This is a genomic window from Cellulomonas sp. KRMCY2 (assembly GCF_000526515.1).
In the GTDB taxonomy this organism is placed as follows: Bacteria; Actinomycetota; Actinomycetes; order Actinomycetales; family Cellulomonadaceae; genus Actinotalea.
The window spans coordinates 1,550,348-1,576,999 of record NZ_JAGF01000001.1 but is presented as its reverse complement, the minus strand read 5'-3'; the positions used below and the strand labels follow the sequence as shown (position 1 = coordinate 1,576,999).

The 26,652-nt window shown below is 71.2% G+C and carries 25 protein-coding genes; 9 read left to right on the top strand and 16 right to left on the bottom strand.

The features are described from left to right. Positions 1-189 precede the first annotated feature (189 nt). From K415_RS0107630 to K415_RS0107610, 5 genes are all read right to left on the bottom strand, one after another. Positions 190-1,467 carry an MFS transporter gene (locus K415_RS0107630; protein WP_024286483.1) on the bottom strand — a complete coding sequence of 426 codons (1,278 nt, stop codon included), beginning with the start codon at positions 1,465-1,467 and terminating at the stop codon, positions 190-192. A 30-nt stretch (positions 1,468-1,497) separates the two neighbouring features. Continuing rightward, the gene (locus tag K415_RS0107625) at positions 1,498-4,524 is read right to left on the bottom strand and encodes a glycoside hydrolase family 2 TIM barrel-domain containing protein (protein ID WP_231494848.1); all 3,027 of its coding nucleotides are present in this window, start codon (positions 4,522-4,524) and stop codon (positions 1,498-1,500) included. An 8-nt stretch (positions 4,525-4,532) separates the two neighbouring features. Then, positions 4,533-5,342 (bottom strand): carbohydrate ABC transporter permease, encoded by an 810-nt coding sequence (locus K415_RS0107620; RefSeq protein WP_024286481.1) that lies wholly within the window; start codon positions 5,340-5,342, stop codon positions 4,533-4,535. Beyond that, positions 5,335-6,330 (bottom strand): carbohydrate ABC transporter permease, encoded by a 996-nt coding sequence (locus K415_RS0107615; RefSeq protein ID WP_231494847.1) that lies wholly within the window; start codon positions 6,328-6,330, stop codon positions 5,335-5,337. Before K415_RS0107615 ends, K415_RS0107620 begins: the two co-directional genes overlap by 8 nt. A gap of 87 nt (positions 6,331-6,417) precedes the next feature. Beyond that, entirely contained in the window at positions 6,418-7,743 is a 1,326-nt protein-coding gene (locus K415_RS0107610) for an ABC transporter substrate-binding protein (RefSeq protein WP_024286479.1), read from the bottom strand. 352 nt (positions 7,744-8,095) lie between these two features. Here K415_RS0107610 and K415_RS0107605 point away from each other — a divergent pair, with 352 nt between their 5' ends. Then, on the top strand, positions 8,096-9,130 hold the full coding sequence (locus K415_RS0107605; RefSeq protein WP_029663353.1) for a LacI family DNA-binding transcriptional regulator: 1,035 nt from the start codon (positions 8,096-8,098) through the stop codon (positions 9,128-9,130). A gap of 31 nt (positions 9,131-9,161) precedes the next feature. On the opposite strand, the gene K415_RS0107600 is transcribed toward K415_RS0107605, so the two are convergent. After that, the gene (locus K415_RS0107600) at positions 9,162-9,809 is read right to left on the bottom strand and encodes a hemolysin III family protein (RefSeq protein WP_024286477.1); all 648 of its coding nucleotides are present in this window, start codon (positions 9,807-9,809) and stop codon (positions 9,162-9,164) included. Positions 9,810-9,990: 181 nt separating this feature from the next. Here K415_RS0107600 and K415_RS24225 point away from each other — a divergent pair, with 181 nt between their 5' ends. The 3 genes from K415_RS24225 to K415_RS0107585 all read left to right on the top strand — a co-directional run bounded on the left by K415_RS24225 (position 9,991) and on the right by K415_RS0107585 (position 12,973). Continuing rightward, on the top strand, positions 9,991-10,320 hold the full coding sequence (locus K415_RS24225; protein ID WP_034661117.1) for a type VII secretion target: 330 nt from the start codon (positions 9,991-9,993) through the stop codon (positions 10,318-10,320). Continuing rightward, a complete protein-coding gene (locus K415_RS0107590) occupies positions 10,320-12,257 on the top strand; it encodes a M91 family zinc metallopeptidase (RefSeq protein WP_155859396.1) in 1,938 nt (645 codons plus the stop codon). Before K415_RS24225 ends, K415_RS0107590 begins: the two co-directional genes overlap by 1 nt. A gap of 86 nt (positions 12,258-12,343) precedes the next feature. Further along, the gene (locus tag K415_RS0107585; protein ID WP_155859395.1) at positions 12,344-12,973 is read left to right on the top strand and encodes a hypothetical protein; all 630 of its coding nucleotides are present in this window, start codon (positions 12,344-12,346) and stop codon (positions 12,971-12,973) included. 55 nt (positions 12,974-13,028) lie between these two features. On the opposite strand, the gene K415_RS0107580 is transcribed toward K415_RS0107585, so the two are convergent. The 5 genes from K415_RS0107580 to K415_RS0107560 form a co-directional block, all read right to left on the bottom strand. After that, positions 13,029-13,235, bottom strand: coding sequence for a hypothetical protein (locus K415_RS0107580; protein ID WP_024286473.1), 207 nt, complete (start codon positions 13,233-13,235; stop codon positions 13,029-13,031). A gap of 28 nt (positions 13,236-13,263) precedes the next feature. Further along, positions 13,264-14,634: a PAS domain-containing protein gene (locus tag K415_RS21590; RefSeq protein WP_024286472.1), complete on the bottom strand. Its 1,371-nt coding sequence runs from the start codon at positions 14,632-14,634 to the stop codon at positions 13,264-13,266. 119 nt (positions 14,635-14,753) lie between these two features. Beyond that, positions 14,754-15,125: a nuclear transport factor 2 family protein gene (locus K415_RS0107570; RefSeq protein WP_024286471.1), complete on the bottom strand. Its 372-nt coding sequence runs from the start codon at positions 15,123-15,125 to the stop codon at positions 14,754-14,756. Between the two features lie 78 nt (positions 15,126-15,203). Beyond that, on the bottom strand, positions 15,204-15,695 hold the full coding sequence (locus K415_RS0107565) for a VOC family protein (RefSeq protein ID WP_024286470.1): 492 nt from the start codon (positions 15,693-15,695) through the stop codon (positions 15,204-15,206). Between the two features lie 646 nt (positions 15,696-16,341). Then, a complete protein-coding gene (locus tag K415_RS0107560) occupies positions 16,342-16,869 on the bottom strand; it encodes a DinB family protein (RefSeq protein ID WP_029663348.1) in 528 nt (175 codons plus the stop codon). Between the two features lie 78 nt (positions 16,870-16,947). Here K415_RS0107560 and K415_RS0107555 point away from each other — a divergent pair, with 78 nt between their 5' ends. After that, on the top strand, positions 16,948-17,538 hold the full coding sequence (locus K415_RS0107555; protein WP_024286468.1) for a TetR/AcrR family transcriptional regulator: 591 nt from the start codon (positions 16,948-16,950) through the stop codon (positions 17,536-17,538). A 76-nt stretch (positions 17,539-17,614) separates the two neighbouring features. Here the strand turns inward: K415_RS0107555 and K415_RS0107550 are convergent, their stop codons facing one another. Beyond that, entirely contained in the window at positions 17,615-19,528 is a 1,914-nt protein-coding gene (locus K415_RS0107550; RefSeq protein WP_029663347.1) for an NHL domain-containing thioredoxin family protein, read from the bottom strand. 147 nt (positions 19,529-19,675) lie between these two features. On the opposite strand from K415_RS0107550, the gene K415_RS0107545 reads away from it, so the two are divergent. Then, the gene (locus K415_RS0107545) at positions 19,676-20,185 is read left to right on the top strand and encodes a hypothetical protein (protein ID WP_024286466.1); all 510 of its coding nucleotides are present in this window, start codon (positions 19,676-19,678) and stop codon (positions 20,183-20,185) included. A gap of 33 nt (positions 20,186-20,218) precedes the next feature. Here the strand turns inward: K415_RS0107545 and K415_RS0107540 are convergent, their stop codons facing one another. After that, positions 20,219-20,983: a YafY family protein gene (locus K415_RS0107540; protein ID WP_024286465.1), complete on the bottom strand. Its 765-nt coding sequence runs from the start codon at positions 20,981-20,983 to the stop codon at positions 20,219-20,221. 51 nt (positions 20,984-21,034) lie between these two features. Between K415_RS0107540 and K415_RS0107535 the strand changes: the two genes are divergently transcribed. The 3 genes from K415_RS0107535 (at position 21,035) to K415_RS23395 (ending at position 23,538) form a co-directional block, all read left to right on the top strand. After that, positions 21,035-21,826 (top strand): alpha/beta fold hydrolase, encoded by a 792-nt coding sequence (locus tag K415_RS0107535; RefSeq protein WP_029663346.1) that lies wholly within the window; start codon positions 21,035-21,037, stop codon positions 21,824-21,826. A 443-nt stretch (positions 21,827-22,269) separates the two neighbouring features. Beyond that, entirely contained in the window at positions 22,270-22,851 is a 582-nt protein-coding gene (locus K415_RS0107530) for an RNA polymerase sigma factor (protein ID WP_024286463.1), read from the top strand. Between the two features lie 78 nt (positions 22,852-22,929). Next, a complete protein-coding gene (locus tag K415_RS23395; protein WP_369795196.1) occupies positions 22,930-23,538 on the top strand; it encodes an anti-sigma factor domain-containing protein in 609 nt (202 codons plus the stop codon). Positions 23,539-23,586: 48 nt separating this feature from the next. Here K415_RS23395 and K415_RS0107520 read toward each other — a convergent pair whose 3' ends face one another. From K415_RS0107520 to K415_RS0107510, 3 genes are all read right to left on the bottom strand, one after another. Next, positions 23,587-23,817, bottom strand: a complete 231-nt coding sequence (locus tag K415_RS0107520) for a DUF6458 family protein (RefSeq protein WP_024286462.1) — start codon at positions 23,815-23,817, stop codon at positions 23,587-23,589. A gap of 101 nt (positions 23,818-23,918) precedes the next feature. Beyond that, complete coding sequence (locus K415_RS0107515; RefSeq protein WP_024286461.1) at positions 23,919-25,946, bottom strand: cytochrome c oxidase assembly protein; 2,028 nt, start codon at positions 25,944-25,946, stop codon at positions 23,919-23,921. 26 nt (positions 25,947-25,972) lie between these two features. Continuing rightward, entirely contained in the window at positions 25,973-26,521 is a 549-nt protein-coding gene (locus K415_RS0107510; protein ID WP_024286460.1) for a flavodoxin domain-containing protein, read from the bottom strand. Positions 26,522-26,652: the final 131 nt, after the last annotated feature.

Genomic DNA, 26,652 nt, shown 5'->3' with positions numbered 1-26,652 from the left:
CGTGACTCCGCCGACGCCGGCGACCGGCCGCGCGAGCACGGACCCCGACTGGGTGACCGGCGTGAGGTGTCACATGATCGCGTACTGCACGATCATCGAGTCGAACAGCGAGACCGTCTGGCCGCTGAGGAAGACGACGGCGTCGTCCGCTCCGCACGGCCCGGTGGCCTGCCGAGCCGACGGACCGACTCAGGCGACGGCCACCTCCTCATGGTGCGTGGTGACCCAGAACCGCGCTGCCAGCACCACCCCGAGCACCAGGAGGGCGCTCGTCAGGAGGAACGGCCAGGTGCGGTCCATGCTCGACAGCCAGCCCGAGATCCAGCCGAACGGGGCGATGGCGAGCATCACGCAGGTGCGTTGGATGGCCATGACCCGGGATCTCTCGTCGCGGTCCACATGCAGGGCGACGAGCGACTCGGTGAGCATGAAGAGGATGCCCGCGCCGAACGCGTCCAGCAGCAGGCAGACCCCGAGCAGCGCGTAGGTCTGGGCCGTTGGCCCGCCGGTGTTCGCGGGGATGACGACGAGCAGCAGCTGGCCGGCGAGGTACCCGGCCAGGCCCCACAGCGTGGGGCGCCGCAGGTTGATCACGTGGGTGAGTCGCGGGATGAGCGTGAAGAACAGCACGACGGACAGCACGGAGCGGACCATCGGGAAGAACGGCAGCAGCGGGTCGGGGACGCCGAGGTGCTGACTGACCGCCACCTGCCAGAAGGTGGCGTTGACCAGCGCCACGGCGGAGACGACAGCGCTCAGGGCGAGGGAGAAGATCGTCCCGCGCGAGTGCAGGATCAGACCCAGCACACCGCGGTACTGGGCGAGCAGGCGCCACGTGCTCACCCCGCGGGTCTGTTCGAGGCGCACGCGGCCCGTCGCCGTCTCCGTCGACCACCGGTACAGGATCGCGATCTTGCCGGTCATGATGACGAACGCGTTGAGGTAGAGGATCCGTACCGCCGGCTCGAGGCCGTACTGCGACACCAGGAGCGCCGCGATCGGGGCGAAGATCGCGGAGCAGTCGCCGGCGACCTTGACGAGGGAGTACAGCCGCGGGATCTCCGCGCGGTCCGCGTCCTCGACGAGCAGGCAGTCCCACGAGTTCTGGGTGACCTGCCAGCTGCCGTTGATGACAGCCGCCGCGAGGAACCACCAGAAGTTCTGCGCGAACGCCCAGACGAGGCACGGGACGGACCACGCGACGAGGTCGAACACGGCGGTCGTCGTGCGCCGCCCGAGCTTGTCCGTGATGACCCCGCCGAGCAGCCCGAACCCCACCTGGGACACCATCGACACCGTCGCGATGAGCCCGATCTGCTCGTCGCGCACGCCCAGGGCCAGCATGAACACCGACGCGTAGGGCAGCACCAGCATCATCGACAGTCCCCACAGGGGTTCCGTCCAGATCGAGGCGCGGGCGTTGCCGGTCAGGCCGACGAGCGACGCCAGCATCGGGTTACGGGGCATGTGCACGGGGACAGGTACGGCGGCCCGCCCTCAGCGCACGCCCTGGAACCCGAACCGGAACACCAGGTCGCTCCCCTGCGGCACGCGGAACTCGGGGTGGGTCAGCGCGCCCCACGAGTCGTCGCCGCCGACTCCCCGACGCATCAGCGCCGGGCGGAGCACCGTGTGCTGGATCGGTGGCAGCTCGACCGGGTGCCGGGCGTTCTCGATCTCGAACGGTGTCCACGGCAGGGCGGAGAACTCCATCCCCTCGGCACAGTCGAACCGCAGCCCGGCCCCCTGGTCGTCGGTCACCGTTGCCCACCGCACACCCGTGCGGCTGCCGGACTCCTGCGGTCGCACGTAGGGCGTCAGCTCCTGGCGGACGTCGCTGGTGTAGATGCCGAGCCGAGCCCCACCGCGGCGGTCCACGTAGCACTCCGCCGGTCCGTCGCCGTACCAGCTCAGGTGGTGCAGGGCCGCATCGGCGGTGAAGAGCATGCCGAACTCCGGCAGGTCCGGCAGGCCCGCTCCGGGGCGCAGCGACAGGGTGACCTCGACGCGACCGCTGCCGAAGACCCGGTAGACGACCTCGCTCTCGCTGTTGGGCGTGGTGGGCAGCAGGTAGCCGTATCTCACCTCGACATGGTCGGCGTGCAGCGCGACCACGGGCCTCTCCTGGCTGGGCAGCGGCTCGCGGTAGCGGCTGGCGAGCAGCCAGTGGCCGTCCCGGAAGGGCATGCCCCAGCCCCGCTCGTTCGACGTGGGCGCGTGCCAGAAGTTCGGCTGCGGGATGGCCCGGAGCAGCTCGCGGCCCCCGTCCGAGGTGAGGCCGTAGCGGTACGAGACGAGGCCCCCGTGGATGCGGGAGAACAGAGCGATGAAGTGCTTGCCCCGGACCCCGATGTTGTGGATGCCCTCGATCAGGGTCGGGGCCTCGTCGTGAGCCGAGGACGAGTCGTGCGCCGAGGACGAGTCGTGTGCCGTACCCGTGACGACGATCACCCGCTGCTCCCACGCGATCTCGTACCCGGCCGGCGCCCAGGCGGTGGCACGGCGGAGCCTGAGCGAGACGTCGATCGCATACTCGCCGGGAGCGCGGGGCACGGTCACCGGGAGCGGATAGGTCCGGCCGCTGCCCGGTGCCACGTCGATGTCGATCTCGGACTCGGCGAGCACCGTCCCCTCGCGCCTGAGCGTGACGACGCAGTCGAGATCGGAGCTGCCCGTGAACAGGCGCCGGTTCTCGATCTCGATCTCGTCGTGGGAGATCGAGATCCGGAACGGCTGGTAGAGATACCGGACCTCCTGGAGCTTCGGCGTCGGGGTGCGGTCGGCGAAGACGATGCCGTTGGCGCTGAACTCGTAGTCGCTCGGCGCTTCGCCGCAGTCACCGCCGTATCCGAAGTACTCCTGCCCCAGGCGATCGGTCAGCCGGAGCGCCTGGTCGGCGAAGTCCCAGATGAACCCGCCCTGGAAGAGGGGCTCACGGTCTGCGAGGTCGAGGTACTTGTCCACCGCGCCGAAGGAGTTGCCCATGGCGTGGGCGTACTCGCACAGGATGAAGGGCTTGTCCCGGTGCGTGCGCAGCCAGTCCTCGATCTCCGCCGCCGGGGTGTACATCTGGCTCACGACGTCGGTGGTCTCGGGATAGCGAGGATCCCAGTGCACCCCCTCGTAGTGCACCGGGCGGGTGTCGACCTCACGCAGATAGTTCGACACGGCCAGGAGGTTCGTGCCGCCGAACGACTCGTTGCCGCAGGACCACATCACGATGCTCGGGTGGTTCTTGTCCCGCTCGAACATGCTGGCGGCACGGTCCAGGAGTACGGGCAACCACTCGGGCCGGTCGCCGGGCAGTGCCTCCTCGATGCTGAGGTCGCCGACGGCGACCTTGTCCCACATGCCGTGCGACTCGAGGTTCATCTCGTCGATGACGTAGAGCCCGTACTGGTCGCACAGCTCGTAGAAGTAGGTGTTGTTCGGATAGTGGCTGGTCCGGACGGCGTTGATCCCCGTCGCCTTGATCAGCCGGATGTCCGCCTCGGTCTCGTCGCGGGACACCACCCGGCCCTTGAGGCCGAACTCGTGCCGGTTGACACCCTTGAAGACCAGCCGCTGGCCGTTGATCTTCAGGACGCCGTCCTCGATGCCGAAGCGACGCACGCCGACCCGCTGCACGATGAGCTCGCTCGACGTACCGTCCTCGGCCAGGACCTCGATGTCCAGCTCGTAGCAGAACGGGTCCTCCGCGCTCCACAGGTGCGGATCGGTGAGGGTGATGGTGAAGTCTCCGGTGCTGGTCTCGACCAGGTCACCCTGGCCCACGAGCGTGGCGCGGATCGAGCCCGGTCCGGTGACCGGGGCGCGCAGCACGACCGCTGCCACGTCGAGGTCGTCGGACACCGTGGACGTCACACGCAGGTCCTCGACGTGCACCGCCGGTTGCCGGTACAGCACGACGTCACGGAAGATCCCGGAGAACCGGTAGAAGTCCTGGTCCTCGATCCAGGACCCCGCACTCCACCGGAAGACCTGCGCGGCGAGCTTGTTCTCGCCGTCGAGCACCGCGTCGGTGAGGTCGAACTCCGACGGGGTGAACGAGTCCGCGCCGTAGCCGATGTAGGTGCCGTTCAGCCAGACGGCGATCGCGCTCTCCGCACCCTGGAAGGACACGCTCAGCCGCTCGCCGTCGTCGAGCGGGCGATCGAGGACGAAGGTGGTCACATAGCTCGCGACCGGGTTGTAGCGCGTCGGCACCTGCCCGGGTTCGACGGCCTCGTGACCGTCCCACGGATACTGGATGTTGGTGTACTGCGGCCGGTCATAGCCATGGAGCTGGATGTGTGCCGGCACCGGGATGTCGTCCCACGACGAGCAGTCGTGGTCGAGGCCCTCGAACCCCACGATCGTCTGCGCGGGGCTCTTCGCGTAGTGGAACTTCCACAGGCCGTTCAGGCCTTGCTCGAACCCGCTGGTCCCGGCGGCGACCTCCGCACGGTTGCGGTACCGCCGGTGATCGGAGTGGGCCGGCAGACGGTTCTCGGCGAAGTACTCCGGGTCCGCGATGCGAGTCACGTCGAAGGTCACTTGATGGCTCCCGTGATGCCCTCGGCGAAGCTGCGCTGCAGGACCAGGAAGATCGCCATCGCGGGCAGCGAGGCGATGAGGACGGCCAGCATGAGCATCCCGTAGTCGGTGACGTACCCGGCACGGATGTTCGACAGCAGCATCGGCATGGTCTGGTAGGCGTTGTCGACCAGGATCACCTTCGGCCACAGGAAGTTGTTCCATGCAGCCATGAAGGTGATCACGGCGGCCGCGGCCACCGTCGACCGGTTGGTGGGCAGGTAGATGCGCAGGAAGATCGCCAGCTCGCGCAGCCCGTCGATCCGGGCGGCCTCGAGGATCTCGTGCGGGAAGGACCGCGACGCCTGGCGGAACAGCAGGATGAGGAACGGCGTCGAGACCGCCGGCAGGATGACCGCGTACGAGGAGTTCACCAGGCCGAGGTCGGCGAACATCTGGAACAGCGGGATCATCGTCGCCGCGAACGGGATCATGATCGCCAGAAGCAGCAGACCCATCAGCCAGTCCTTGGCCCTGGTGTGGTAGACCTCGAACGCGTACCCGGCGATCGACGTGATGGCCAGGGCGAGGACCGTGGTGCCCACCGCATTGACGGCCGAGTACCACAACGCCGAGCCGAGCGGCTGCGAGGTCGCCAGGGCCTCGAAGTTCTCCAGCAGGTGGGTGCCGGGCATCAGCTTCGAGCCCAGCACCTCCTGGCTGGTGTTGGTCGCGGACACCACCATGAAGTACAGCGGGAACATCGACGCCAGGGCGGCGAGGGACAGGAACACGTAGCCGGGAAGCCGGCGCCACCGCCTAGTCACGCTTGTCACCCACCTTGAGCTGGATCGCGGCCAGGATGGCGACGATGATGAGGATCACGTAGGAGATCGCCGCGGCGTACCCGAAGTTCGGGCTGTTCCGGAACGACACCATGTACAGGTAGTGCGAGATGGTCATCGAGGTGTTGGCCGGCCCACCGGCGGTCAGGTTGAACGACTCGTCGAAGAGCTGGAGCGTCCCGTTCGTCGACATGATCGCGGTCAGCAGGATGATCGGCTTGAGCTGGGGCACCGTGACGTACCAGAACGTCTTGAACGAGCCCGCGCCGTCGATCCGCGCCGCCTCGATCGTCGAGGGGTCGATGCTCTGCATCGCGGCGAGGTAGAAGATCATGTTGTAGCCGGTCCACCGCCACAGCAGGCCGAGGACGATGACCAGCCGCGCGGTGCCGGTCTGGCCGAGCCAGTTGACCGGGTCGTCGATGAAGCCCATCCCGAGCAGGAGGTCGTTGACCAGCCCGTCGTTGGCGAACATCGTGCGGAAGACCAGCGCGTAGGAGACCAGGCCCACCGCGCTCGGCAGGAAGATCGCCGTCCGCCACAGCCCCTTGAACCGCAGGTTCCGGTCGTTGAGGAGGTTCGCCAGGACCAGCGCCAGGCCGAGCATGATCGGGACCTGGATGATGAGGTAGAAGAACGTGGTCTGCAGGGTGAGCTTGAAGATCTCGTCGTCGAACAGGCGCGTGTAGTTGGACCACAGCGGCTCGGCGAAGTCGAGCTGAGTCCCGCGTCCGGTCTGCATGGAGAGGATGAACGCCTGGATCATCGGCCAGAAGTTCAACCACAGGATGAGCAGCGAGGCGGGGAGCAGGAACGTCCAGCCGGTCAGGCTGCGACGCTGCTCGAGCCGGAACCTCGGGCCGGAGGAGCCGGGAGGCCGGGCGGAGCGGGAGAACGGGCCCGTGACCTTCGTGAGCGGCGAGGGAGCCGATCGAGCGGCTTCCCCGGTCGGCGCGGCCGGATGTGACACGGCGAACTCACCTTCTGCGCGGGAGAACGAGCGGGCGCCGGGCACCGGGCGCGGCGGCGGTGTGCCTCACCGCGCCCGGTCCGGGGATCACTGCATCGCGAACTCGACCGTGCCCTGCGCCTCCTCGAGCGCGGTGGCGGGGTCGGCCCCGTTCATGATGCTCGTGATCGCGACGCTGACGGCGTCGCGACCCTCGTAGTAGTAGGCGCCGGTGTTGTTGCTCGGCACCTGGGTCGAGAAGTCCACGACCTTGGAGAAGATCGCGTCGCCGCCGAAGAACTCCTGCGGCTCGGCGTAGACGTCGCTCTCACCTGCGGGGGTCCAGTTCGCCAGGGCACCGGCCGACGGCAGGATCGTGTCGTAGAACTCGGTGGAACCCGCGAAGGTGGCACCCAGGAAGTCGGCCGCGAGCTCGGCGTCAGCGCTGGAGCTGATCGCCCAGGACGAGCCACCGTTGGCCGAGTAGTTGGTCGCACCGTCGACGTCGTCGAGCTTCGGCAGGTTGGTGACTCCCCACAGACCCGACTGGTCGGCGGCCGACTGGATCGAGCCGATGATCCATACGCCGTTGATGGTGCCGGCGACGTTGGAGTTCACGAGGCTGTTGATGTACTCGTCCCACGAGTTGACCTCGACCAGCACACCGGAGGTGACCAGCTCCTGGTAGGTCGCGATGGCCGCGAGGAGCGCATCGTTGTCGGTGATCGTCGGCTTGCCCTCGTCGTCGAAGAGGCTCGCACCGGCACTCTGCAGCATCATCATGATGAGGTCGGACGAGCCGGCCTGGCCGGACAGCAGCGGCTGGCCGGTCTTGGCGAGGACATCCTTGCCGATGGTGATGTACTCGCTCCACGTGATGTCGGTGAAGTCGTCGACCGTGTAGCCGGCCTGCGTCAGGACGTCGGTCCGCAGGGCCGAGATCGCGGTCCCGTTGTCGAAGGGCAGGCCGTAGTTCACACCGTCGACCGTCGAGTACGCCACGACGGACTCGGGGAACTCGCTGAAGTCGATGCCCGACTCGGAGTAGTCGGTGAACAGGTCCGGGTAGTTGATGACGTTCTTCTGGTAGGCGTTGTTCTGCATGAGGAAGATGTCCGGGAGCTGGTCCAGCTCCTGCGACTGCGCGAGCGTGGTGAGCTTGGTCTGCAGGTCGTCCCACGGGGTCTCGACGATCTCGAGCGTGAAGTCCGGGTGGTCCTGCTGGTAGATCTTCTCGGCCTCTTGGAGCGAGTAGATGTTGAAGGCCGGGTCCCAGGCCCAGACCGTGAGCGTGGTGCCGCCACCGCCGGTGGCCTCGCCACCGCCGGTGGCCTCGTCACCGCCGGCGGGCTCTTCCCCGCCGCCGCAGGCCGCGAGAGCAAGGGACAGCGCCATGACTGTCGCTACCGAAACCGACTTCCGGAACGTGTCCATCTGAGCATCCTTCTTGTCGCTGCCGGGCCGGGGCCGGCGTTGGCCGTGCCCCGGGCCTACCTGTTCCTTGACGTACCTGTCGCCCACATCTGGGCCCGACCTCGCGCGCTGGTGCTGTACCCCGGGACGGCCTGGTGTGGCGACACTCCCGGGCGGGTCCAGCACCGAAGGCGACGACGTGTCGTCGTGTTGCGCTCCTCTCTGAGCCAACAAATGTTTAGGTAAACATAGGGCGCGCTCCAGTGACGGTGCTAGGCCCGCTGGTCACGATCCCGTAACGGTCAGCGGCGCCCGGAGGCATCCTCGGCCTGCGGGTCGATGACGTCACCATCGCGCCAGTAGGATGCCGGGCATGGCCGCCATGACTGGCCGGGGCCGGAGAAAGACCGGCCCATCGATCGAAGACGTCGCCAAGCTCGCGGGAGTCTCGGCGCAGACGGTGTCGCGGGTGTCGACGGGAACCGATGTCGTCCGCCCGGCGACTCGTGAGCGCGTGCAACAGGCGATGCAGCAGCTGGGCTACACACCCAACGGCGCCGCTCGCGCGCTGCGCAACGGGAAGTACGGCGCGATCGGAGTCGTCGCGCACCGGTTCGGCCGGACGGGCGAGGCCCTGACCACGGAGGCCGTGGTGCGAGCCGCAGAGGCCGAGGACTATGCGGTGACCCTGCTCACCGTGCGGAATCCCGCGACCGAGGGCTGGGAGCCGGCGGCGCACCGTCTGCCGCATCAGGCGATCGATGGCCTCGTCATCATCCGGGCCGAGCGGGCCACTGCCGAGTCTCTGGCGCTGCCCCACGGCATGCCCGTCGCGGTCTCCGACTCGCGATTCAGCGGGCACTACCCCAGCGTCGTCGCCGATCAGGTCCAAGGAAGTCGGGATGCGACCCAGCACCTGCTGGACCTCGGGCACCGCACCGTGCACCACCTGGCCGGGCCCGAAGGCTCCTGGCCCGCCAGCGTCCGCACCGCATCGTGGCAGCGCTGCCTCGAGGACGCGGGCGTCCGGCCACCGAAGCTCTGGCGTGGTGACTGGTCGGCCGGGTCGGGCTATCTCGTGGGTCGTCAGATCGCGTTGGACCGGTCGATCACCGCCGTCTTCAGCGCGAACGACGACATGTCGTTCGGGTTGTTGCGTGCCCTGCACGAGGCCGGTCTACGCGTGCCGCAGGACATCTCCGTCGTCGGCTTCGACGGGATCGCGCTGAGCGAGTTCTCGTCCCCGCCGCTGACGACCGTCGCGCAGGACTTCGACCAGATCGGTGTCGAGCTGGTCCGGCTGGTCCTCGGGCAGGTGCGCCACGGGACCGAGGTCGTCCGTGACCGGGTGCTCGTCCCGACTGATCTTGTGGTGCGTGCGAGCACCGCACCTCCGCCGGGGCCGTGACGCCGGCCACCTCGGTCTCCGCTCGACGCGGTCAGCCGCGAGGCGCCGGCAGCACGTAGAGATACATGAGCAGGTAGTGCAGCAGTGCTGCGACGACCACCATCAGGTGCCAGATCTCGTGGAAGCCGAGCACCCCGGGCCACGGGTTCGGCTTCTCGATCACGAAGATCACGAAGCCGGCGCTGTAGACCAGGCCTCCCACCGCCATCAGCGCGTACGCCCCGGCGGGCAGCGAGCCGCCCGCGCCGACCAGCAGCACAGGGACCCAGCCCAGCGCGATGTAGAGGGTGTTCGTGACGTACTTCGGCAGCTGACGCACCATCGAGCGCAGCACGATCCCCAGCGTGGCGATGACCCACACGGCACCCAGCACCGTCCAGCCGTAGGTGGCGCGGAAGAGCACGAGCACCAGCGGCGTCACAGAGCCCGCGATCAGGAAGAACACCGAGTCGTAGTCGAGGGTGCGCAGCACCTCGTTCACCCGCGGGCTGTGATCAAGGCCGTGGTGCAGGGTGCTGGCGACGAACAGCGTCACGACGGAGAGACCGTAGATGCTGAACCCGACGATCTTCCACGGGTCCGCCTGCACGCCCGCCTGCGAGATGAGCAGGGCAGCGCCGACCAGAGCGAAGCAGGCGGCGAACAGGTGCGAGACGGTGTTGAACCGCTCGTCGGTCACATGTTCGCTGCCGTCCCTGCTCCTCGGAGGTGTCTCCACAAGCCGCCTTCTCGCGATGTCGCGCCTCAACCATGGGGAGTCCGGGGGCCACGCCGACGAAAGCCTACCGATCCTCGCCGTCGACGGCTCCCAGGTCCGAAACGCCCCACCTCCGTGGCAGGTCGCACCTACGATGCAGCGCGTGACCACCGCCGCATTCGACGCCGATCCCGAAGCGCTCACGCACCTGGCCGGCCGGACGATGGCCGCGGTCGACACGATCACCGACGCCATCACCCGCATGCTGTCCGCCGTGCAGCTCTCGCCGGGCGACGTCGGGCCGACCTCGTCCGGGGCACTGCTGCACGGTGCCGCGTCCGGCGCGAGCGAGGCCGCCGACGGCGCCGTCGGCGCGATCGCCGAGGTCTGGGAGCTGGACGCGGACAGCCTGCTGCAGGCAGCCATCGCCTACCGGGAGACGGACCTCGACGAGGCTGCGCGACTCAGGGGCCCGCGGATGGAGGCGCGCTGATGACGACGCCCACACCCCGTCCGGCGCCGTCGCCCACCGCCCGCCCGACGCCGACGCCCACGGCACCGCCGGCAACGCCCGTCCAGCCCCCGCGCGTGTGGCCCACGCTCGTCCTGCCCAACCTCTGGTACCTCGGAGCTGCGCCCAACCGGGTTCGCGCGGCCGCCGATGCGTGGGCCACCCTCGCCGAGACCGTCGTGACGGCACGCGACAGCATCGACGATGTCGCGCTCCCGCTGCGCGGCGACGCCTGGTCCGGGTCCGCGGCCGACGGCTACCACGCGCACCGCGCGGCGGTGAGCAGCTCCGTGGACGACGCCGCGGCCGCCGGCCGGACGGCACGGGACGCGCTGCACGCCGCGGCCGGCGCACTCGGCACCGCGCAGGCGTCCCTCTCGGCGTCGCTCGGCAACCTCCGGGCAGCGGTCCACACGGTGGTGCTCGGTCCGATCGTCTGGGTCCACCCGCAGAGCGACGCGCAGATCGCGCGGGTGCGGGCGCTGGTCGCCGGTGCACGCGAGATCCGCGCGGACCTCGATGACGCACTGGCGGCTGCTGCGCGCGAGATGTCGGCTGCCCGGGTGGCGCTCGACGGCGTCGCGCGCCGGTGGAACACCGCTGCCGAGGGCACGGCAACGACGTGGACCCCGCCTGCCGAGAGCACACGGCTCACGTGGATCGACGACGGTGAGCGGATCGTCGTCAGCACGGGGTCCGGGGCCGACGACGTGCAGGTGCGGGTGGACCCGGACACCGGTGCCCAGATCGTGACCGTGAACGGACGGACCCTGACCTTCCCCGCAGGGCGGCCGGTCGTGATCCGCACCGGCTCGGGGAGCGACACGGTGACGGTGGAACCTGGCACATCGGTGCGTCTGACGATCCTCACGGGAGCGGGCGACGACTGGGTCTCCGGCGGCGACGGCAACGACCGGGTCTCGGCCGGGGCGGGCTCGGACCAGGTCTGGGGCCTCGGAGGCGACGACCGGATCTACGGCGGCTCCGGACCTGAGGACGACCTGTACGCGGGGGCGGGCGACGACGTCGTCGTCGGTGGCACCGGCCATGACTACGTCGACGGTGGCGACGGACGCGACCGGCTCTCGGGCGGCGACGGGGACGACACCGTGTACGGGATGGGCGGGGACGACACCGTCATCGGTGGCGCCGGCGAGGACTACCTCGAGGGAGCCCGCGGCGACGACACCGTCATCAGCGGGCGCGACGACGACGTGGTCTCCGGTGGTCGCGACGCGGACGCCCTGCACGGCGGCTCGGGGACGGACGTGCTGTACGGCGGCCACGGCAGAGACACCCTTCAGGGCGGCACCGGCTCCGACACGGCGTACCTCCAGTCCGAGGACTCCGGCACGGCCGAGCACGAGGTGTACGTCGACATCAGCGACGCCGGCTCCTTCATCCGGATCGAGGGCTCGCCGGACTTCGTGGCACGCGTCGAGGCGGACCTCGACATGCTCCGGTCCTCGCCGACGGGCCAGGAGATGCTCGCCGGGCTGGACAAGGCGCACGAGGACTCGGACGGGTGGTTCACCGACGGCGACGGGCTGCGCATCATCGAGCTCGCGGATCAGGACAACGGCTTCGCATCCCGCGACACGGCCTGGGGGACGCAGACCCACCAGATCCAGTACAACCCGGGATTCGACACCCTCAGGGGCGCCACGCCACCCGTCGTGGTGCTCTACCACGAGATGGCCCACGTGTGGGACTACTCGCACGACACCCTCGCCGAGGGGGTCTACACCGGCACGGACAACCCCGGGGTCAACAACCGGGAGCGCGTTGCGGTCGGCCTTCCGTACGACCACGACGACGACCCGAGCACACCGACCCAGCTCGACCCCGACCACGACGACGCCGCCACGGAGAACGCCCTCCGCGACGAGCTCGAGCTCGACCGACGGGACAGGTACTGATGGACGCGCGCACGGACGCGGACGGGTCGCCGGACGCCGGGCGGGCCGGTACCCCTCACCACAGACCCACCCACCGGCGTGGTCACGTGCGCACCGCCGGGCTCTCGGCGGCCCTCCTGCTGGCCGGGTGCGCGGCGCAGTCCGGGCCGCTCGACCGGCCGGAGCCGGAGGGCCCGCGGCCGGACCTGACGCTCACGGCCGAGCTCAGTCAGACGGACACCGCCGTCGGCTGGTCGTGGACGCTGCGCAACGACGACGACGCACCCGTGCTGGTGTTCGTCGGTCCGGATCCGGCGCGGATGTCGGCCGACGAGCCGCCGCCGACGTGGGTGCTGGCGGCCAAGGGCGACACGGTCGAGCTCGCCCAGCGGTTGATCGCCCCGCCGAGCGACGTCGACTTCGCGTCCGCCTACGGCGTCGCCGCCCGGGTCCTGGCCCCCGGGGAGGAGCTGACCGGCGCGGCCGAGGTCCGGCTCCCGCTCACCACGACCCTGCCGTGGGGCGCGGACATCGACTCGTCGCGGGCGGTGGCGGCATCCCCGTCCGAGGTCTACCTGTGCGTCGGGGTCGGCACGACCGAGTCCTTCGGCGAGCTGCCGACCGTCGCCGACCAGGGCATCGAGACGACCGACGGGGACGCCCCATACGCGATGCACAGCGAGTGGTACGTCGCCCAGCAGCACCAGTTCTGCACGGAGCCTGAGCCCCTCGGGTGACCGGCGCATCGGTCCGGTGTCGTGAACTCCTTCCGATACCCGCCGCGGCGAGCCATCACATGCAGTCCCGCAGGGGGATGTCGTTCGCCCTCAGTGCGGCGTCCTTCTCGACGAGCGTCTCCGGCACCTCGAGCCCGTGCTCGGCAAGGCATGCTGCGAGCAACGCGGCCGTCTCCGAGGTCTCGATGTGGTCGGCCCGCCACTGGACGTCGATCGCCTTGAACTCCGCGTCATAGCAGGCGGCCTCGTCTCCGGCCGTCACAGCGGCCTCCGGGATGCCGTAGGGCCGGTCAGGTCCAGATCGGGCCTGCTCCGGACAGCTCGGCGCTCGCCTGCGAGATCAGCCCGACCGGATCCAGGAGCCGCGCGGGGTCGTACGGCTGGGCCTCGGCGAGACAGCGACGTGCGAGGTCCCGCAGGGCGGCCATCTGCTCGCGACCTCCGCGCAGCTGGCTGTCGATCGGACCCACGTGCTCGCCGAGCGGTCCGGACTTCCCGAAGCGCGTCACGAGCAGACGCCAGGACGCGAGCAGGTACTGGAACTCGTTCAGCTGCTTCTCGGCGCCGATCACGTCCTCTGCCACCTCTCGCAGGGCGCCGCTCGTGCTGGAGAGCGAGCCGGTGACGTCCTGCGCACCTTCCTCGAGCGCCCGGCAGAGCAGCAGGACGTAGCTGATGCCCTCGGCCGACGCCCGACCCTCCGCGACCTCGAGAGCGAAGGACCTCGCCATGTCGTTGTGCAGCCGGGCCAGCCCGATCCGGAAGCGCAGCTCCATGACCCAGCCGTGCACGTGGTCGAGCCGCACCGCGAGGGCCTGGATCCTGGCCCCCAGCTCGTCGGACATGATCGACATGGCGGAGGCCGTGCGGGCGAGCACCGGGGCGCTGTCCGCGACCATCGCCGACGCGCGCGACGCGGAGCCGGCCGATGCGCTCAGGCCTGCCAGGGTCGTCAGGGCATCCCTCGACGCCGCGCCGAGGCTGTCGGCCAGGTCGAGGAAGTCGTCGAGCCGGACGAGGAGCGACGACAGCTCGCCATCCAGCGTATGCGTCGCCCCGAGGAGCGCACCGAGCCCTCCGACCACGTCGGGTCGCTCCACCGAGAGCTGGGAGAGCGCGGCCCGCGCGGACACCTCGGCGGGCAGGACGTACCGCAGGAAGTCGCCGTAGCCCGGGAAGCCACGTCCGGCGAGCTCGTGGACGATGGCCGCCGCACCGATCCGTGCGGCGGCGACCTTGCCGTGGCCCTGCTCACGCGCGACCTTCTCGATCACGAGAACCTTCTCGTACACGCCCGTGACGGTGTCCCAGAGGTCGGGGCGGCACACCGCACCGCGCACCGAGAGGAACCCGTCACCCAGCGGTGTGATCGTCGCCAGGACCCAGTACGCCGAGCCGTCCTTGGCGAGGTTCTTCACATAGGCGACCATCGGTCGACCCGTGAGCAACCGGTCCCACATGATCGCGAACGCGCCGGCCGGCATGTCTGGGTGGCGGACGACGTTGTGCGGTGCACCGAGGAGCTCGGATCGCGAGTAGTGCGACAGCCCCACGAACACGGAGTTCGCCCCCGTGATGATGCCCTTGCGGTCGGTCGTGGAGAAGAAGAGCTCGTCGACGCCCACGACCCGGTCCTGGTTGCCCGGGGGCGCGTCCGTCATCAGGTGTCCTTCCGCCGGGTCCGCCGGCGGCGTCGGCCCTGGCGTGCACCCATCCTGCACCAGCACCGGTGCCGTGCTGGGCCCGATGGTGACGTCCGGGGGGTGAATCGCTCAGGCCCTCAGTCGGGCGCGGCCGTGTAGGGCTTGTCCGGCCAGTACGCCCACTCCTCGAAGTGCTGGACACGACCGTCGTCGGCGAATCGCAGGATCCACAGGTCCCGGTACTCCTGGGGCTCGTCGCCGCCGTACGCGACCTCGACCCGCACGACGGCGTCCCGACCGGCCACCGCCACGGGCTCGGCGGTCATCGTGAACGGCGTCGGATCGGACCAGAACCCGCGGATCGCGTCCAGGCCGTCCAGTGGCGGGTCGTACGGGGAGCGCAGGTAGTGGGCATCCTCGGTGAACAGGTCCCCGACACCCGCGACGTCGTCGTCGCGCCACGCCTGCTCGTACCGCTCGACCCACGCCATGACCGCCCTGGTGTCCACGCCGCATCCTCCGTCCGGCGCGCGCGTCCCCGCAAGGCCCGGGAGCGATGACGAAGGCGCGGTCGACCTCCGTGGACGTCACACCTGGACCGGCGGCACTCCGTCGGCCGCGGCCCGCAGCGCAGCGATGTCGATCTTGGACATGCCGAGCATCGCCTGCGTCGCGCGGCTCGCGCGGGCCGGATCGGGGTCGCCCATCAGCTCGGACAGGGCTGTCGGGACGACCTGCCACGACAGGCCGTACCTGTCCTTGAGCCACCCGCACCGGCTCGGCTCGCCGCCACCCTCGATCAGGCGGTCCCAGAGCCGGTCGACCTCCTCCTGGGACTCCACGCTGACGAACAGCGAGATCGCCTCGGTGAAGTGGAAGTGGGGTCCGCCGTTGAGCGCCTGCAGCTCGAGGCCGTCGAGCTCGAACCGCACGGTCAGCACCGACCCGGCCGGTCCCGGACCGCCCTCGCCGTTGCGGGAGACGTCGAGGATCCTCGAGTTCTCGAAGATCGAGACGTAGTGCTGAGCGGCCTCCTCGGCCTGGTCGTCGAACCAGAGGAAGGGAGTGATGGCCTGCATCTCAGGACCTCCTGTGCTGTGTCGGGCACCCAGCCGTCCGGGGGCGACACCACAGTTCACCCACCGGCCGCGTGTCGCTCACGGGTTCGTCACGAACCGCCCCGTACCCTGGGGGTACAGCAAAGGCCCCTCGGAGTAAGCGTCCGAGGGGCCTTGCTGTGATCATCGGTCTCAGGTCCGGTTGCCCGGTGCACGTCGACCCCGCGCCGGCGATGCGGCGGATCCGTCGCTCCACGGTTGCCCGTAAGCAGTCGATCCAGAGATCACACCGGCCGGTCCGTCTGGACACCTGCGACGCCATCCGCAGCTCTCAGGGTTGCCCCGTCGAGGTGGTCCACCGGTCTCCGATCGGTCTCGGTAGTGCAGGCCCGCAGCGCGCGTCCCGGGTTGCCCCGGTCCGAACTCCTCGCGGGTTGCCCCGCTCGGAACCTCCCGGGTCTCCCCGGTTGGTGCGGCGTTCCTTCTTGCCGATGACCTAGTTCTAGTCCGCTGCGAGAGACCGCCGCAAGGCCCTGGCGAGGGCACTTTTCGGTCCGCCGCTAGTCACAGGTTTGTGCACAAGCTGACACGCTCACGCGGTGGAGAACGCACAGGCCTGTGGACAAAGATTGTGCATGAACTCCCGGCGAACGCTGCTCCGTTCGGGTCACCCGCGAACGTCGTGCAGGTGGTGCACGACGTCGTGCACGAAGTACCGGCCGAGACTGTCGACGGTGAAGTGCGAGCCGTTGCTACGCAGGCCGGTCCGGTCCCAGGCATCGGCGGGGACCCCGCCGAACGCGGCCGCGGCATCCTGGGCGGCGGCCGCGAGCTCGGCCGCGACGACCGACGGGTCCTGCTCCCCGTAGCGCTCCGCGATCGCGGTCTCGTCCTGGTCCCAGTTCTCAAACGTCGGGGCGTCCTGCGCGAGCATCAGCCGCGCCCGTCCGGCGAAGACCCGGAACACGTCGCGCACGTGGCATGCGTACTCGAGCGGCGACCAGACCTGCGGGGCGGGGCGCGAGCCGACGTCGGGCCGCGCCAGGACGTGCTGCCACCGCTCGGCGTAGCCGTCCACGAGCCCCGGCACATCCGTCCCGGCCACCGCATCGGCCTGGAAGCCGCACTCCGGGCAGGGCGTGTGCAGCACCCAGGTCCAGTCCTTGGTGTCCGGCTCGATCGCATCCTTCGCCATGACGCGACCCTAACCGAGCCGCCGGAACGGACGCGAGACCTGCCCTCCGAACGGCGGTCCTGGTGGCATGATGTCGGCGTGCCGAAGATCATCGGTGGCTCGCTGAGCGAGCACCGGCGCCAGACGCGGAGCCGCCTCTTCGCCGCGCTGAGCACCCTGATGGCCGACCGTGGCTTCGACGCCATCACGTTGGCCGACATCGCCGCGGAGGCCGGCGTCGGCCGCACGGCCGTGTACAACCACGTGCCGGACAAGGAGTCGCTGCTCATCGCGTACATCACGCACGAGACCGAGCAGTACGTCGCCTCGCTCGAGCGGGTGCTCGAGGGTGTGGACGAGCCGGTCGAGCAGCTGCGCACGTACGTCCGCCAGCACGCCGCACTGCGGCGCGAGATCCACCTCGCACCCGGAGCCACCCTGCGCTCGGTCCTGTCCCACGGGTCGCAGGCGCGACTGCGCGAGCACGCCGTCCTGGTCGAGGACGTCCTGCGACGCATCCTGACCGCGGGGATCGCGTCGGGCGTCCTGCCGGTCCAGGCGCTCGAGACCACCGTCCCGCTGATCAACGCCTGCTTGTCGAGCCGGGCCGTGCCCGACGACGGCCCGAGCCGGCAGGCGGCCATCGCCGCGACCGAGACCTTCGTGCTGCGAGCGGTCGGCGCGCGCTGAGCGGTCGGCGCACGCTGACAGCTCGGCGCACGCTGGGGTGGTGCAGCGTGCGCGGCCGGGCTGCTGCGCGAGGTCGTCAGCCGTGCAGGGGCAGGGTGAGCACCGACGGTCCGCCGGCCACGACCCGGACCGGGACGCCCCAGTCCTGCTGGTTGAGGTGGCAGGCCGGGTACTCGATCGCCGGGTCGGCGTCGCAGGACGCCGCCTGGGCCGTCACGTGCAGGACGCCGTCGGTGACGTCCGGGTTGATCCGCAGGATGCGCTCGAGCGGGACGTCGGCCCCAGCACCGTCGAACAGCAGCCCCGGCGGCGTCGAGGAGACCTGCAGGCGGGTCGAGGCGCCGTAGCGGTCGTCGTACTTCTGTCCTGCGGCGGGCGTGAAGACGACGTCGAGCCGCAGCCGGCCGGGGCCGATCTCCGAGACCGGTCGCTGCGTGCGGTGGGCGCCGTGGTCGAGGATCGCGCCGGCCAGCCTGGCCGGCAGGCGCACCCGTGTCACCCGGTGCGCCGCGGACTCGACGACGAGCAGCTCGATCGCACCGTCCGGCGGGACCTCGACGAGCAGGTCGCTCGGTTCGGCCAGGTCCCGCGCGAGGGTCGTGACCTCGCCGGGGCCGCCGTCGGACGCCGGGGCGTACCGGCGGACGGCGCCGTTGTAGGTGTCCGCGACCGCGACCGACCCGTCGGGCAGGACGGCGACGCCGAGCGGGTGCTGGAGCAGGGCGTGGTCGGCCGGCCCGTCGCGGTGCCCGAAGTCGAACAAGCCGGCACCGACAGCCGTGCCGACGAGCAGCTCGGCCGTGCCCGGCGGTGAGTCGACCCAGCGGAGGGCCGAGACCTCCGCGTCGGCCAGCCACAGGCGCCCGTCGGGTGCCACCGCGAGGCCCGAGGTCTGCGCGAACCAGGCCTCGTCGACCGGCCCGTCCACCAGGCCCTCGTTCATGGTGCCCGCGAGGTGGTGCACCGAACCCGCCACCGGGTCGAACACCCACAGGGTGTGGTTCCCGGCCATCGCGACGACGATCGCGGCGAGCGGCTCGTACCAGACGACGTCCCACGGCGACGAGAGCTTGGTGCACTGGGCAGGCGTGGTGAAGAGCACACCCGGCGGGACGGCGTCCATGCCGTCGACGACGTTGTCGTTCGCACCGACCATCGACTGCCGACCGTTGCCCGCGATCGTCAGCACCGAGCCGTCCGACAGCCGCACGCCGCGCAGGGCGTGGTTCACGGTGTCGGCGACGACGACGTCGTACCCGACCCGGGCCGCGACCTCGTCCGGCAGGACGCACAGCCCGTTGGGCTCGCTGAACCGGGCGTCGCCGGGCTCGCCGTCCACCAGCCCGCGCTCCCCGGAGCCGATCCGGCGGACCAACGCCTCGGCGTCGGGCGCCAGCTCGGCGAGGCTGTGGTGCCCGGCGTCGGCCACCAGCAGGTTCCCGCTGGGCAGCCGGACCACCGAGGCCGGGAAGCGCAGGGTCGACGACGTCGCGGGCGGCGGCACGTAGGGTCCGTCGCCCCGGTGCAGCGTGCCCTTCGCCTCGTGCTCGGCGACGAGCTCGCGGACCAGCACGGCGAGGTTGTGCTGGTGCCCCTCGCCGGCCATGTGGGCCACGACGTAGCCCTCCGGGTCCACGACGACGAGCGTCGGCCAGGCGCGCGCGGAGTAGGCCGACCAGGTGACGAGCTCCGGGTCGTCGAGGACGGGGTGGTGCACCTCGTACCGCTCGACAGCCGCCGCGAGCGCGACCGGATCGGCCTCGTGCACGAACTTGGGCGAGTGCACGCCGATCACCACGAGCACGTCGCGGTACTGCTCCTCGAGCTCGCGCAGCTCGTCCAGGACGTGCAGGCAGTTGATGCAACAGAAGGTCCAGAAGTCCAGGAGGACGATCTTGCCGCGCAGGTCGGCGAGGCTGAGGTCCGCACCGCCGGTGTTCAGCCAGCCGCGGCCGACGAGCTCGGAGGCCCGGACTCTGGGAAGGCGCATGCGCTGGGTCACGACGTCAGTCAACACCGGGCGGGTGGCGGACCTGCCATCCGGCCGGCGCCCGGCGCCCGCCGCATCCCGGCCCGCCCGTTCGCCGGGTCACCCGTACGGTGGTGACCGACGACCTCCCCGTGCCCAGGAGAACTGATGCAGCTCGCGCTCCCCTTCACCGAGGCTCTCGCCCTGGCGACCGCGACCGGTCCGCTCCCGCCCCTGGTCCGGTCGGTGCGCGCCGACGGCTCGGTCGTCCATGCCGAGATCGACCTGCGGCAGATCCCGGACGCCTCGCGCGCCCTGCGGCTCGCCGCCGCGGCCGCGGGGACGATGGCGGTCACCGCGAGGCTCGCGGGGTACGACGACGGCGTGGCGCGACTGACGGTCACCGCGCACGCCCGGGGGCTGCCGGCGCACAAGCTCCTGGGTCACCTCATCGGTCCGGTCAACGCCGCCCTGCGCAGGCAGGGTCTGCCCGAGGGGCTGGTCACGGTCGTGGGCGGGGCGGAGGAGCCGGGGGAGCCGGGCGAGCCGATGGTCGTCGTCCGGGTCCAGGACGTGGTCGACGCCAGGGCCACCGGGGTGCTGGTCACGGCGGTGGACCTGCGCGAGGCCGTGGTGCACGTGACGGCGACGGTCGGCGACGTCGTCCGACTCCGCTGACGGGCCGGGCGGAGAGCGCTCCGCCGAGGTGACCTACCCCGTTCCCGGCCCCGTCGCGCTCACCGGCCGGGCGCCCACCGGTGGCGCGCCGACCTCGGCGACCTCGTGCGGTGGGTATTGCTCGTGGGTGAGGTCGGCCTTCTCGATCCGTGCGAGCCGGAACCACCGCACAGCCGTCCGCGAACGACACCACGCGACCAGGTACCACCGGTGCTCCGCATGGGCCAGCAGGATCGGCTCGACCGACCGACGAGTCACCGCTCCGTCGGCGGACCGGTAGGTGATGGCCAGGACCCGGCGCCGTGCCAGCGCCTGCTCGACGGCACGCAGCACGCCGGGTTCGGCGGTGTCCGAGGAGCCGGCGGTGTCCGAGGAGCCGGCGGAGCCGGCGGTGTCCGGCCGCTCGGCGGTGTCGAACCACACGCGTCGCGTCAGCTCCGCGGCGAGCGCGCGGTCCGCCGGCCCGAGCGCGTCCCACACCTTGCCGCGCGCCGCGGCGCCGTCGACGGCGAACGGAGTGCCCGGCGGCAGGGCCGCGAGGGCGACGGCCACCGCGACGGCCTGGGCATGCGTGAAGTTGACCGGCGGGAGGCTCGCCGAACCGTCCAGCACGTACCCACCGCCTGGCCCGGCCTGTGCCCAGATCGGCGCGCCGGTCTGCTGCAGCGCGGCGATGTCGCGCTTGATCGTGCGCTCGCTGACCTCGAACGCACGGGCCAGCCGGGCGCCCGTCGTCCCGCCGCGTCCCACCCGCCGCAGCTCCTCGGCGATCGCGTACAGGCGATCCGTACGGTTCATGGCGACAATGGTGACAGACAGGTGTCACCAGGCCCCCGGCATCCTGGTCCCATGAGCACCCACACCCCTGAGCTGCACACCAGTCACGCCAGCCACACCGTCCACGTCGTCCTCGTCCCGGGCTTCTGGCTCGGCGGCTGGGCCTGGGACGACGTCCTGCCCGGCCTGCGTGACGCCGGCCTGGTCCCGCATGCGGTGACCCTCCCCGGGCTCGACTCGGTCGACGACGATCGCACGCGGATCACCCTCGACGACCACCTCGGTGCCGTGCTGGACGTGGTCGACGGGCTCGACGCGCTCGACGACGACGTCGTGCTGGTCGGTCACAGCGGCGGCGGCCTCGTGGTGCACGGCGTCGTCGACCGGCGCCCCGGCCGCATCCGACGCGTGGTCTACGTCGACAGCGGTCCGATGCGCGACGGCGTCGTGCTGCGACCGGAGCCGCCCGCGGAGGCCGCATCCGAGCCGGACGTGCCCGGCGAGCGGGCGGCCGATGTGCCGCTGCCGTCGTGGGAGGCGCTCGAGGCCGAGGGGAGCAGCCTGGCCGGGCTGGACGACGCCGCCCTCGCGCGCTTCCGCGAGCGCGCCGTGCCGCACCCGACCGGGGTCGCGGCCACACCCCTCCACCTGGCCGACGCCCGACGGCTGAGCGTCCCGGTGACGCTCATCTGCACGAGCATGCCGTCGACCCTGATCCGGGAGCTGGTGGCTGCCGGGCAGCTGCCGGCCGAGCTGCCGGACATGACCGACGTCGAGTACGTCGACCTGCCGACCGGCCACTGGCCGATGTTCTCCCGTCCGGTCGACCTGGCGCACGCCATCGCCGAGGCCGCCCTGCGCTGACCGGCGGGCACGCGCCGAACCCGTCGCGCCCGCGGCAGCCGCGCGGCGACAGCCTCTTCCTCCTGGCTGCATCCAGAACGGCACCTCGCGCAGTAGAGAGGTGTCAATCAGCTCAGCAGCCCCTCGGGGCCCGCTCCAGGAGGAACCATGCGTACTCGACTCATCGCCGGCGGCGCCGCCGGCCTCGTGCTCGCCCTCGGCTCCGCGCTGCCCGCCGCGGCGGCGGACGGCGACGCGACCCTCTCGGTGCTGCACGGCGTGCCCGACCTGACGGTCGACGTCTACGTCAACGGCGACCTCACCCTGGACAGCTTCGATCGTCACCGCGCTGCCGGTCCCCGACACCTGACGTGGCGGGAACCGAGAGTCGTCCGGAGGCGGGCCCGCTACCGTTGCGGACGACGTCCGCGACACCGATGCCGCCGAGGAGGTTCCCGCTGTCCATGTCAGCGCGAGCCCTGGCTGCCGACGGGCCTGCGACCTGGGAGGACCATGCCCTCGGCCAGGCCTTCGTCGCAGGTGACGAGGCCGCCCTCGCGGAGTCGTACCGTCGCTGGTCGGCCTTCGTGCACACGCTCGCCCTGCTGTCGCTCGGCGACCCGAGCGATGCGGAGGACGTGACGCAGCAGGTGTTCGTCAGCGCATGGCGGGGACGATCCGGGTTCGATCCACGGCGCTCACCGCTGATGGCCTGGCTGACCGGGATCACCCGGCACGCCGTCGCGGACGTGCACGCCCGGCGCAGCCGTGACCGCCGCAACCAGCTGGCTGTGGCGAGCACGACCGGGCCGGACCCGGAGCCGGAGACCGCGGCGCTGGCCGAGCGACTCACCGTCGCGGACGAGATGGCACGCCTCGGCGAGCCCCAGCGCACGATCCTGGTGCTGGCGTTCTACGACGACCTGACGCACGACGAGATCGCCCAGCGGCTCGCCCTGCCGCTGGGGACCGTCAAGAGCCACATCAGACGCAGCCTGCTGCGCCTGCGGGACAGGTTGGAGGTGGGCAGCGGTGGAGCACATTGACCCGCACGACCTGGCGCTGCTCGCGCTGGGCGAGCCGGCGAGCAGCGTCGACCGCGTCCACCTCCTGACCTGTCGGCAGTGCCGCGACGAGATCGACTCGCTCGCCCTCGTGGTGTCGACCGGACGGGCCCTGAGCCCGGTCGACGCGCTCGTGGCCCCGCCCGACGCCGTGTGGCACGCCATCCAGGCCGAGCTCGGGCTCACCGACGCGGCGGCCGGCGGCAGCGCCCCGGCGAGCGACGCCGCACCCGCGACCGCGCCCGACGCCGCCGGGGTGCGCGCACCCGTCGTACCGCTGCGCGCACGGCGGGCACCGTGGGTCGCCGCGGCGGGGACGACGCCGCGACCGCGCCCACCGTGGTCGCCCGGGCCGTGCTCGAGCCGCTGCCGGGCTGGGACACCACCGGCCAGGCCGTCGTCGAGGAGGGGTCCGACGGTCAGCGACTCCTGGTCGTGACGCTCGACGCCGAGCAGGGCGACGGTGGCTTCCGGGAGGTGTGGCTGATCGACCGCGAGGTGAGCCGGCTGGTCAGCCTCGGTGTGCTCGAGGGCACCGAGGGCACCTTCACCGTCCCCGCCGGTCTCGACCTGGGCGACTTCCCGGTGGTCGACGTGTCGGAGGAGCCCTACGACGGGAACCCGGCGCACTCGGGGGCCAGCATCATCCACGGCATCCTCGACGCCTGAGCGTCGACCTGCGGCAACTGTCGCCTGAGGGTCGACCTGCGGCAGCCGTCAGATCGCGGGCGGCGGCGTGCGGTCCTCGTAGCGCTCGATGACCTCACGGTGGCTCGTGTGGGTGCGCTGCTGGTTGAGCACCAGCGCCAGCACGATCGCGGCGATGCCGGCGAAGATCATGATGTAGCCGACGATGTTGAGGTTGACGACCGACCAGGTGTCGGGCGAGAGCGCGAAGGCAAGGATCGCGCCGATGACGATGAGGAAGATGCCAGAGCCGATACCCACGAGAAGCCTCCTTGGTGGCGGTCGATCGACCGTCCGTTCGACCCCGAGCATGGCTGAGGTGTGCGCATCGCGCCCGTCGAGAGCGGGTGAATGCGCCCGGGTCAGTCCTTGCGGTCGCCCAGGCGCGCGAGCATCGCGTTGTACTCGGCGAGCTCGGCGTCCCCGTCCCGATCGGCTGCCCGGTCGCCTCGTCGTGCCGTGCGCTCGTCGTCGCGGGTCCATCCCATGGCCAGCGCGATGGCGATCGCGAGCATCGGCAGCTCGCTGATGCCCCAGGCGATCGCGCCGCCGGTGTGCTGGTCCTCGAGCGCCGACGGGCCCCAGGGCCGGCCGAGCAGACCGAACCACTCGGGCACGAGCAACGTCACGTCGGTGACCAGCGCGATGCCGAAGAAGGCATGGAAGGCCATGGTGGCGAACAGCAGGAGCATCCGGAGCGGGTAGCCGGGCCGCCGGGGACCGGGGTCGACCCCGATCAGGGCGTTCACGAAGAGGTACCCCGCGAGCGAGAAGTGGGCGATCATCGCCAGGTGCCCGATGTACGTCGTCAGGGCCAGCGCGAACAGGTCGGTCCAGTAGAAGACGATCATCGACCCGGCGAAGTTGATCGCCGCGACGATCGGGTTGGCGAAGAACCCGGCGAACCGCGAGTGCACCACACCGAGGATGAGCTCACGCGGACCGAACGAGCCGTCGGCGCGCACCGGCAGGGCCCGGGCCGCGAGGGTGACCGGCGCGGAGAGCACGACGAAGATCGGGATGATCATGACGAGGGTCATGTGCTGCACCATGTGCGCGCTGAACAGCACGTGGCCGTAGACGGCCGCCCCGCCCGACGTCGCCCAGGTGAGCACGACGAGCCCGACGAGCAGCGAGATCGTGCGGTGCAGCGGCCAGTGGTCACCGCGGGCGCGCAGCCTGCCGACCCAGCGCAGGTAGACGACCGCCGCGGCGAGGGCGCCGAGGGCCGGGACGAGGTCCCAGCGGAAGCTCGTGAGCCACAGCTCCCCGGTGGGCGCGGGCGGCAGCACGTGACCGGTGACGATCAGGGCGGGGGTCAGCTCACCGGTGGGCAGCTGCGGAGCCGGCGGCGCGGTCGAGCCGAGCGCGACCGCGACGCCGGAGACGGCGCCCATCACCGCGAGCTCGACGGCGACCAGGCGCCAGAACCCCCACGGGGCGCGCGCGCCGTCACCCACCCGTCGCGCCGCACCGTGAGCCACCAGGGCCGGCAGGACGGCGCGCCGATGCGTCGCGCCGAACACCCCGAGCGCGCCGAAGAGGGCGACCTTCACGACGACGAGCGCGCCGTACCGGGTGCCGAGCCCGTCGATCCCACCGAGCCGGATCGCGGCGTTGACCAGCCCGGAGACCGCAACGGCCACGAAGCACCAGCCGGCGATCGTCGAGTACCGCGCGACCGACGGCGCCAGGTCGCGGCCCAGCCGGTGCGCCACCAGGGCGAGCGCGGCCAGCGCGCCGACCCACACGGCCACCCCGGTCAGGTGCACGAACAGCGAGGACAGGGCGAGCTCGTGGTTGGTGCTGCCGGCGGTGTGCCCGGTCCCGGCCAGCACCGCCAGGCCCGACGCGGCGAGCAGCGCAGCGACGAGGGCGGTGCGCGGGCCGGTGACCAGCAGGGCGACGACGCAGGTCACAGCGGCCACGAGGGTCACGACCAGCAGGGACCGGCCCAGCGACACGGCCGAGACGAAGAGGGCGAGCTCGGAGCCGAACGTCGGGGCGTCCAGCGGCCGTCCGGCGACGTTCGCATACGTCAGGACGAGGAGCGCGACGTTCGCGACCGTCCAGGTGCCTGCGGCCCAGGCGGCGACGACCGGCATGGCCGCCCACGCACGTCCGTCCGACGGCGTGCGACCCGTCCCGCGCGGGAGCACGAAGGCCGCCAGCACCAGAGCGCCGAGCGTCACGGCGGCGGCGAGCTCGGTGAGCACCGTGGTGAGCGGCAGCCCCCACCGGACCAGCGCGCCCGGATCGGCCAGCACGGCCGGCGACGCGGCACCCGACCAGGCGACACCCACGGCGACCGCGACCAGGGCGACCGCCGCGCCGACGACGACGCCCGCGGGGGGCAGGCGACGCGGCACCGCGGGCAGGTCCAGGGTCACCCGTCAACCCTACGGCGACGGCGTGGTCACCGAGGCCTGGTCACGGACGGCCTGGTGACGTGCGCGTTGGCCGCCGCATGCTCCCCGACCCGCCGGCCCCATCGGCCCACCTGACGGAAGTCCCGCCAGTCGCCGCGGGGGATGTCGCGCTCGAGCATCCCGAGCGCGCGGTCGCTCACCTTGCCGGCGAACGTGGCATGGCCCAGCACGTCCAGCCCGCGCAGCGAGCGCTCGATGCAGGGCGGGACCGCGGTGTCCGGACCGCACACGGCCACCAGGCGCAGGTCGTCGTCGGGCGTCCCGCCGACGGGTCCGCTGCTGAACAGCCAGACCGGCCGGTCGCGCAGCTCACCGTTCATCCGACGCAGGAACCTGCACCCGTCCCACAGCCAGTGGTCGTGGTAGACGGCGCTGCCCAGCACGACCGCGTCGTAGTCGGCCACGGTGTGGACGATCGCGGCAGGCAGGACTCGCACCTGGAGCCCATGGGAGTACAGGGCCCCGCCGATCGAGTGCGCGATCCCCTTGGTCGAGCCGTGCTTGCTCGCGAACGCTACGAGGACTCTGGCTGCCATCGCGCCGCCTCCGGCTCGCGCCGACCTGACCTGGGCCGTACGCGCGGGGCCCCTTCGTCAGGACCCCGTTCTCTCGAGGCTCTCCGCGGACCCCTGATCAAGGAAGGGACCAAGGTCCCGGTCGTGAGCGC

Excerpts from the sequence above, each read along its gene's own strand:
- K415_RS0107630 (WP_024286483.1), bottom strand. The coding sequence starts at position 1,467 with ATGCCCCGTAACCCGATGCTGGCGTCGCTCGTCGGCCTGACCGGCAAC.
- K415_RS0107610 (WP_024286479.1), bottom strand. The coding sequence starts at position 7,743 with ATGGACACGTTCCGGAAGTCGGTTTCGGTAGCGACAGTCATGGCGCTG.
- K415_RS0107605 (WP_029663353.1), top strand. The coding sequence starts at position 8,096 with ATGGCCGCCATGACTGGCCGGGGCCGGAGAAAGACCGGCCCATCGATC.
- K415_RS0107590 (WP_155859396.1), top strand. The coding sequence starts at position 10,320 with ATGACGACGCCCACACCCCGTCCGGCGCCGTCGCCCACCGCCCGCCCG.
- K415_RS21590 (WP_024286472.1), bottom strand. The coding sequence starts at position 14,634 with ATGACGGACGCGCCCCCGGGCAACCAGGACCGGGTCGTGGGCGTCGAC.
- K415_RS0107565 (WP_024286470.1), bottom strand. The coding sequence starts at position 15,695 with ATGCAGGCCATCACTCCCTTCCTCTGGTTCGACGACCAGGCCGAGGAG.
- K415_RS0107560 (WP_029663348.1), bottom strand. The coding sequence starts at position 16,869 with ATGGCGAAGGATGCGATCGAGCCGGACACCAAGGACTGGACCTGGGTG.
- K415_RS0107550 (WP_029663347.1), bottom strand. The coding sequence starts at position 19,528 with ATGCGCCTTCCCAGAGTCCGGGCCTCCGAGCTCGTCGGCCGCGGCTGG.
- K415_RS0107545 (WP_024286466.1), top strand. The coding sequence starts at position 19,676 with ATGCAGCTCGCGCTCCCCTTCACCGAGGCTCTCGCCCTGGCGACCGCG.
- K415_RS0107540 (WP_024286465.1), bottom strand. The coding sequence starts at position 20,983 with ATGAACCGTACGGATCGCCTGTACGCGATCGCCGAGGAGCTGCGGCGG.
- K415_RS0107535 (WP_029663346.1), top strand. The coding sequence starts at position 21,035 with ATGAGCACCCACACCCCTGAGCTGCACACCAGTCACGCCAGCCACACC.
- K415_RS0107530 (WP_024286463.1), top strand. The coding sequence starts at position 22,270 with ATGTCAGCGCGAGCCCTGGCTGCCGACGGGCCTGCGACCTGGGAGGAC.
- K415_RS0107510 (WP_024286460.1), bottom strand. The coding sequence starts at position 26,521 with ATGGCAGCCAGAGTCCTCGTAGCGTTCGCGAGCAAGCACGGCTCGACC.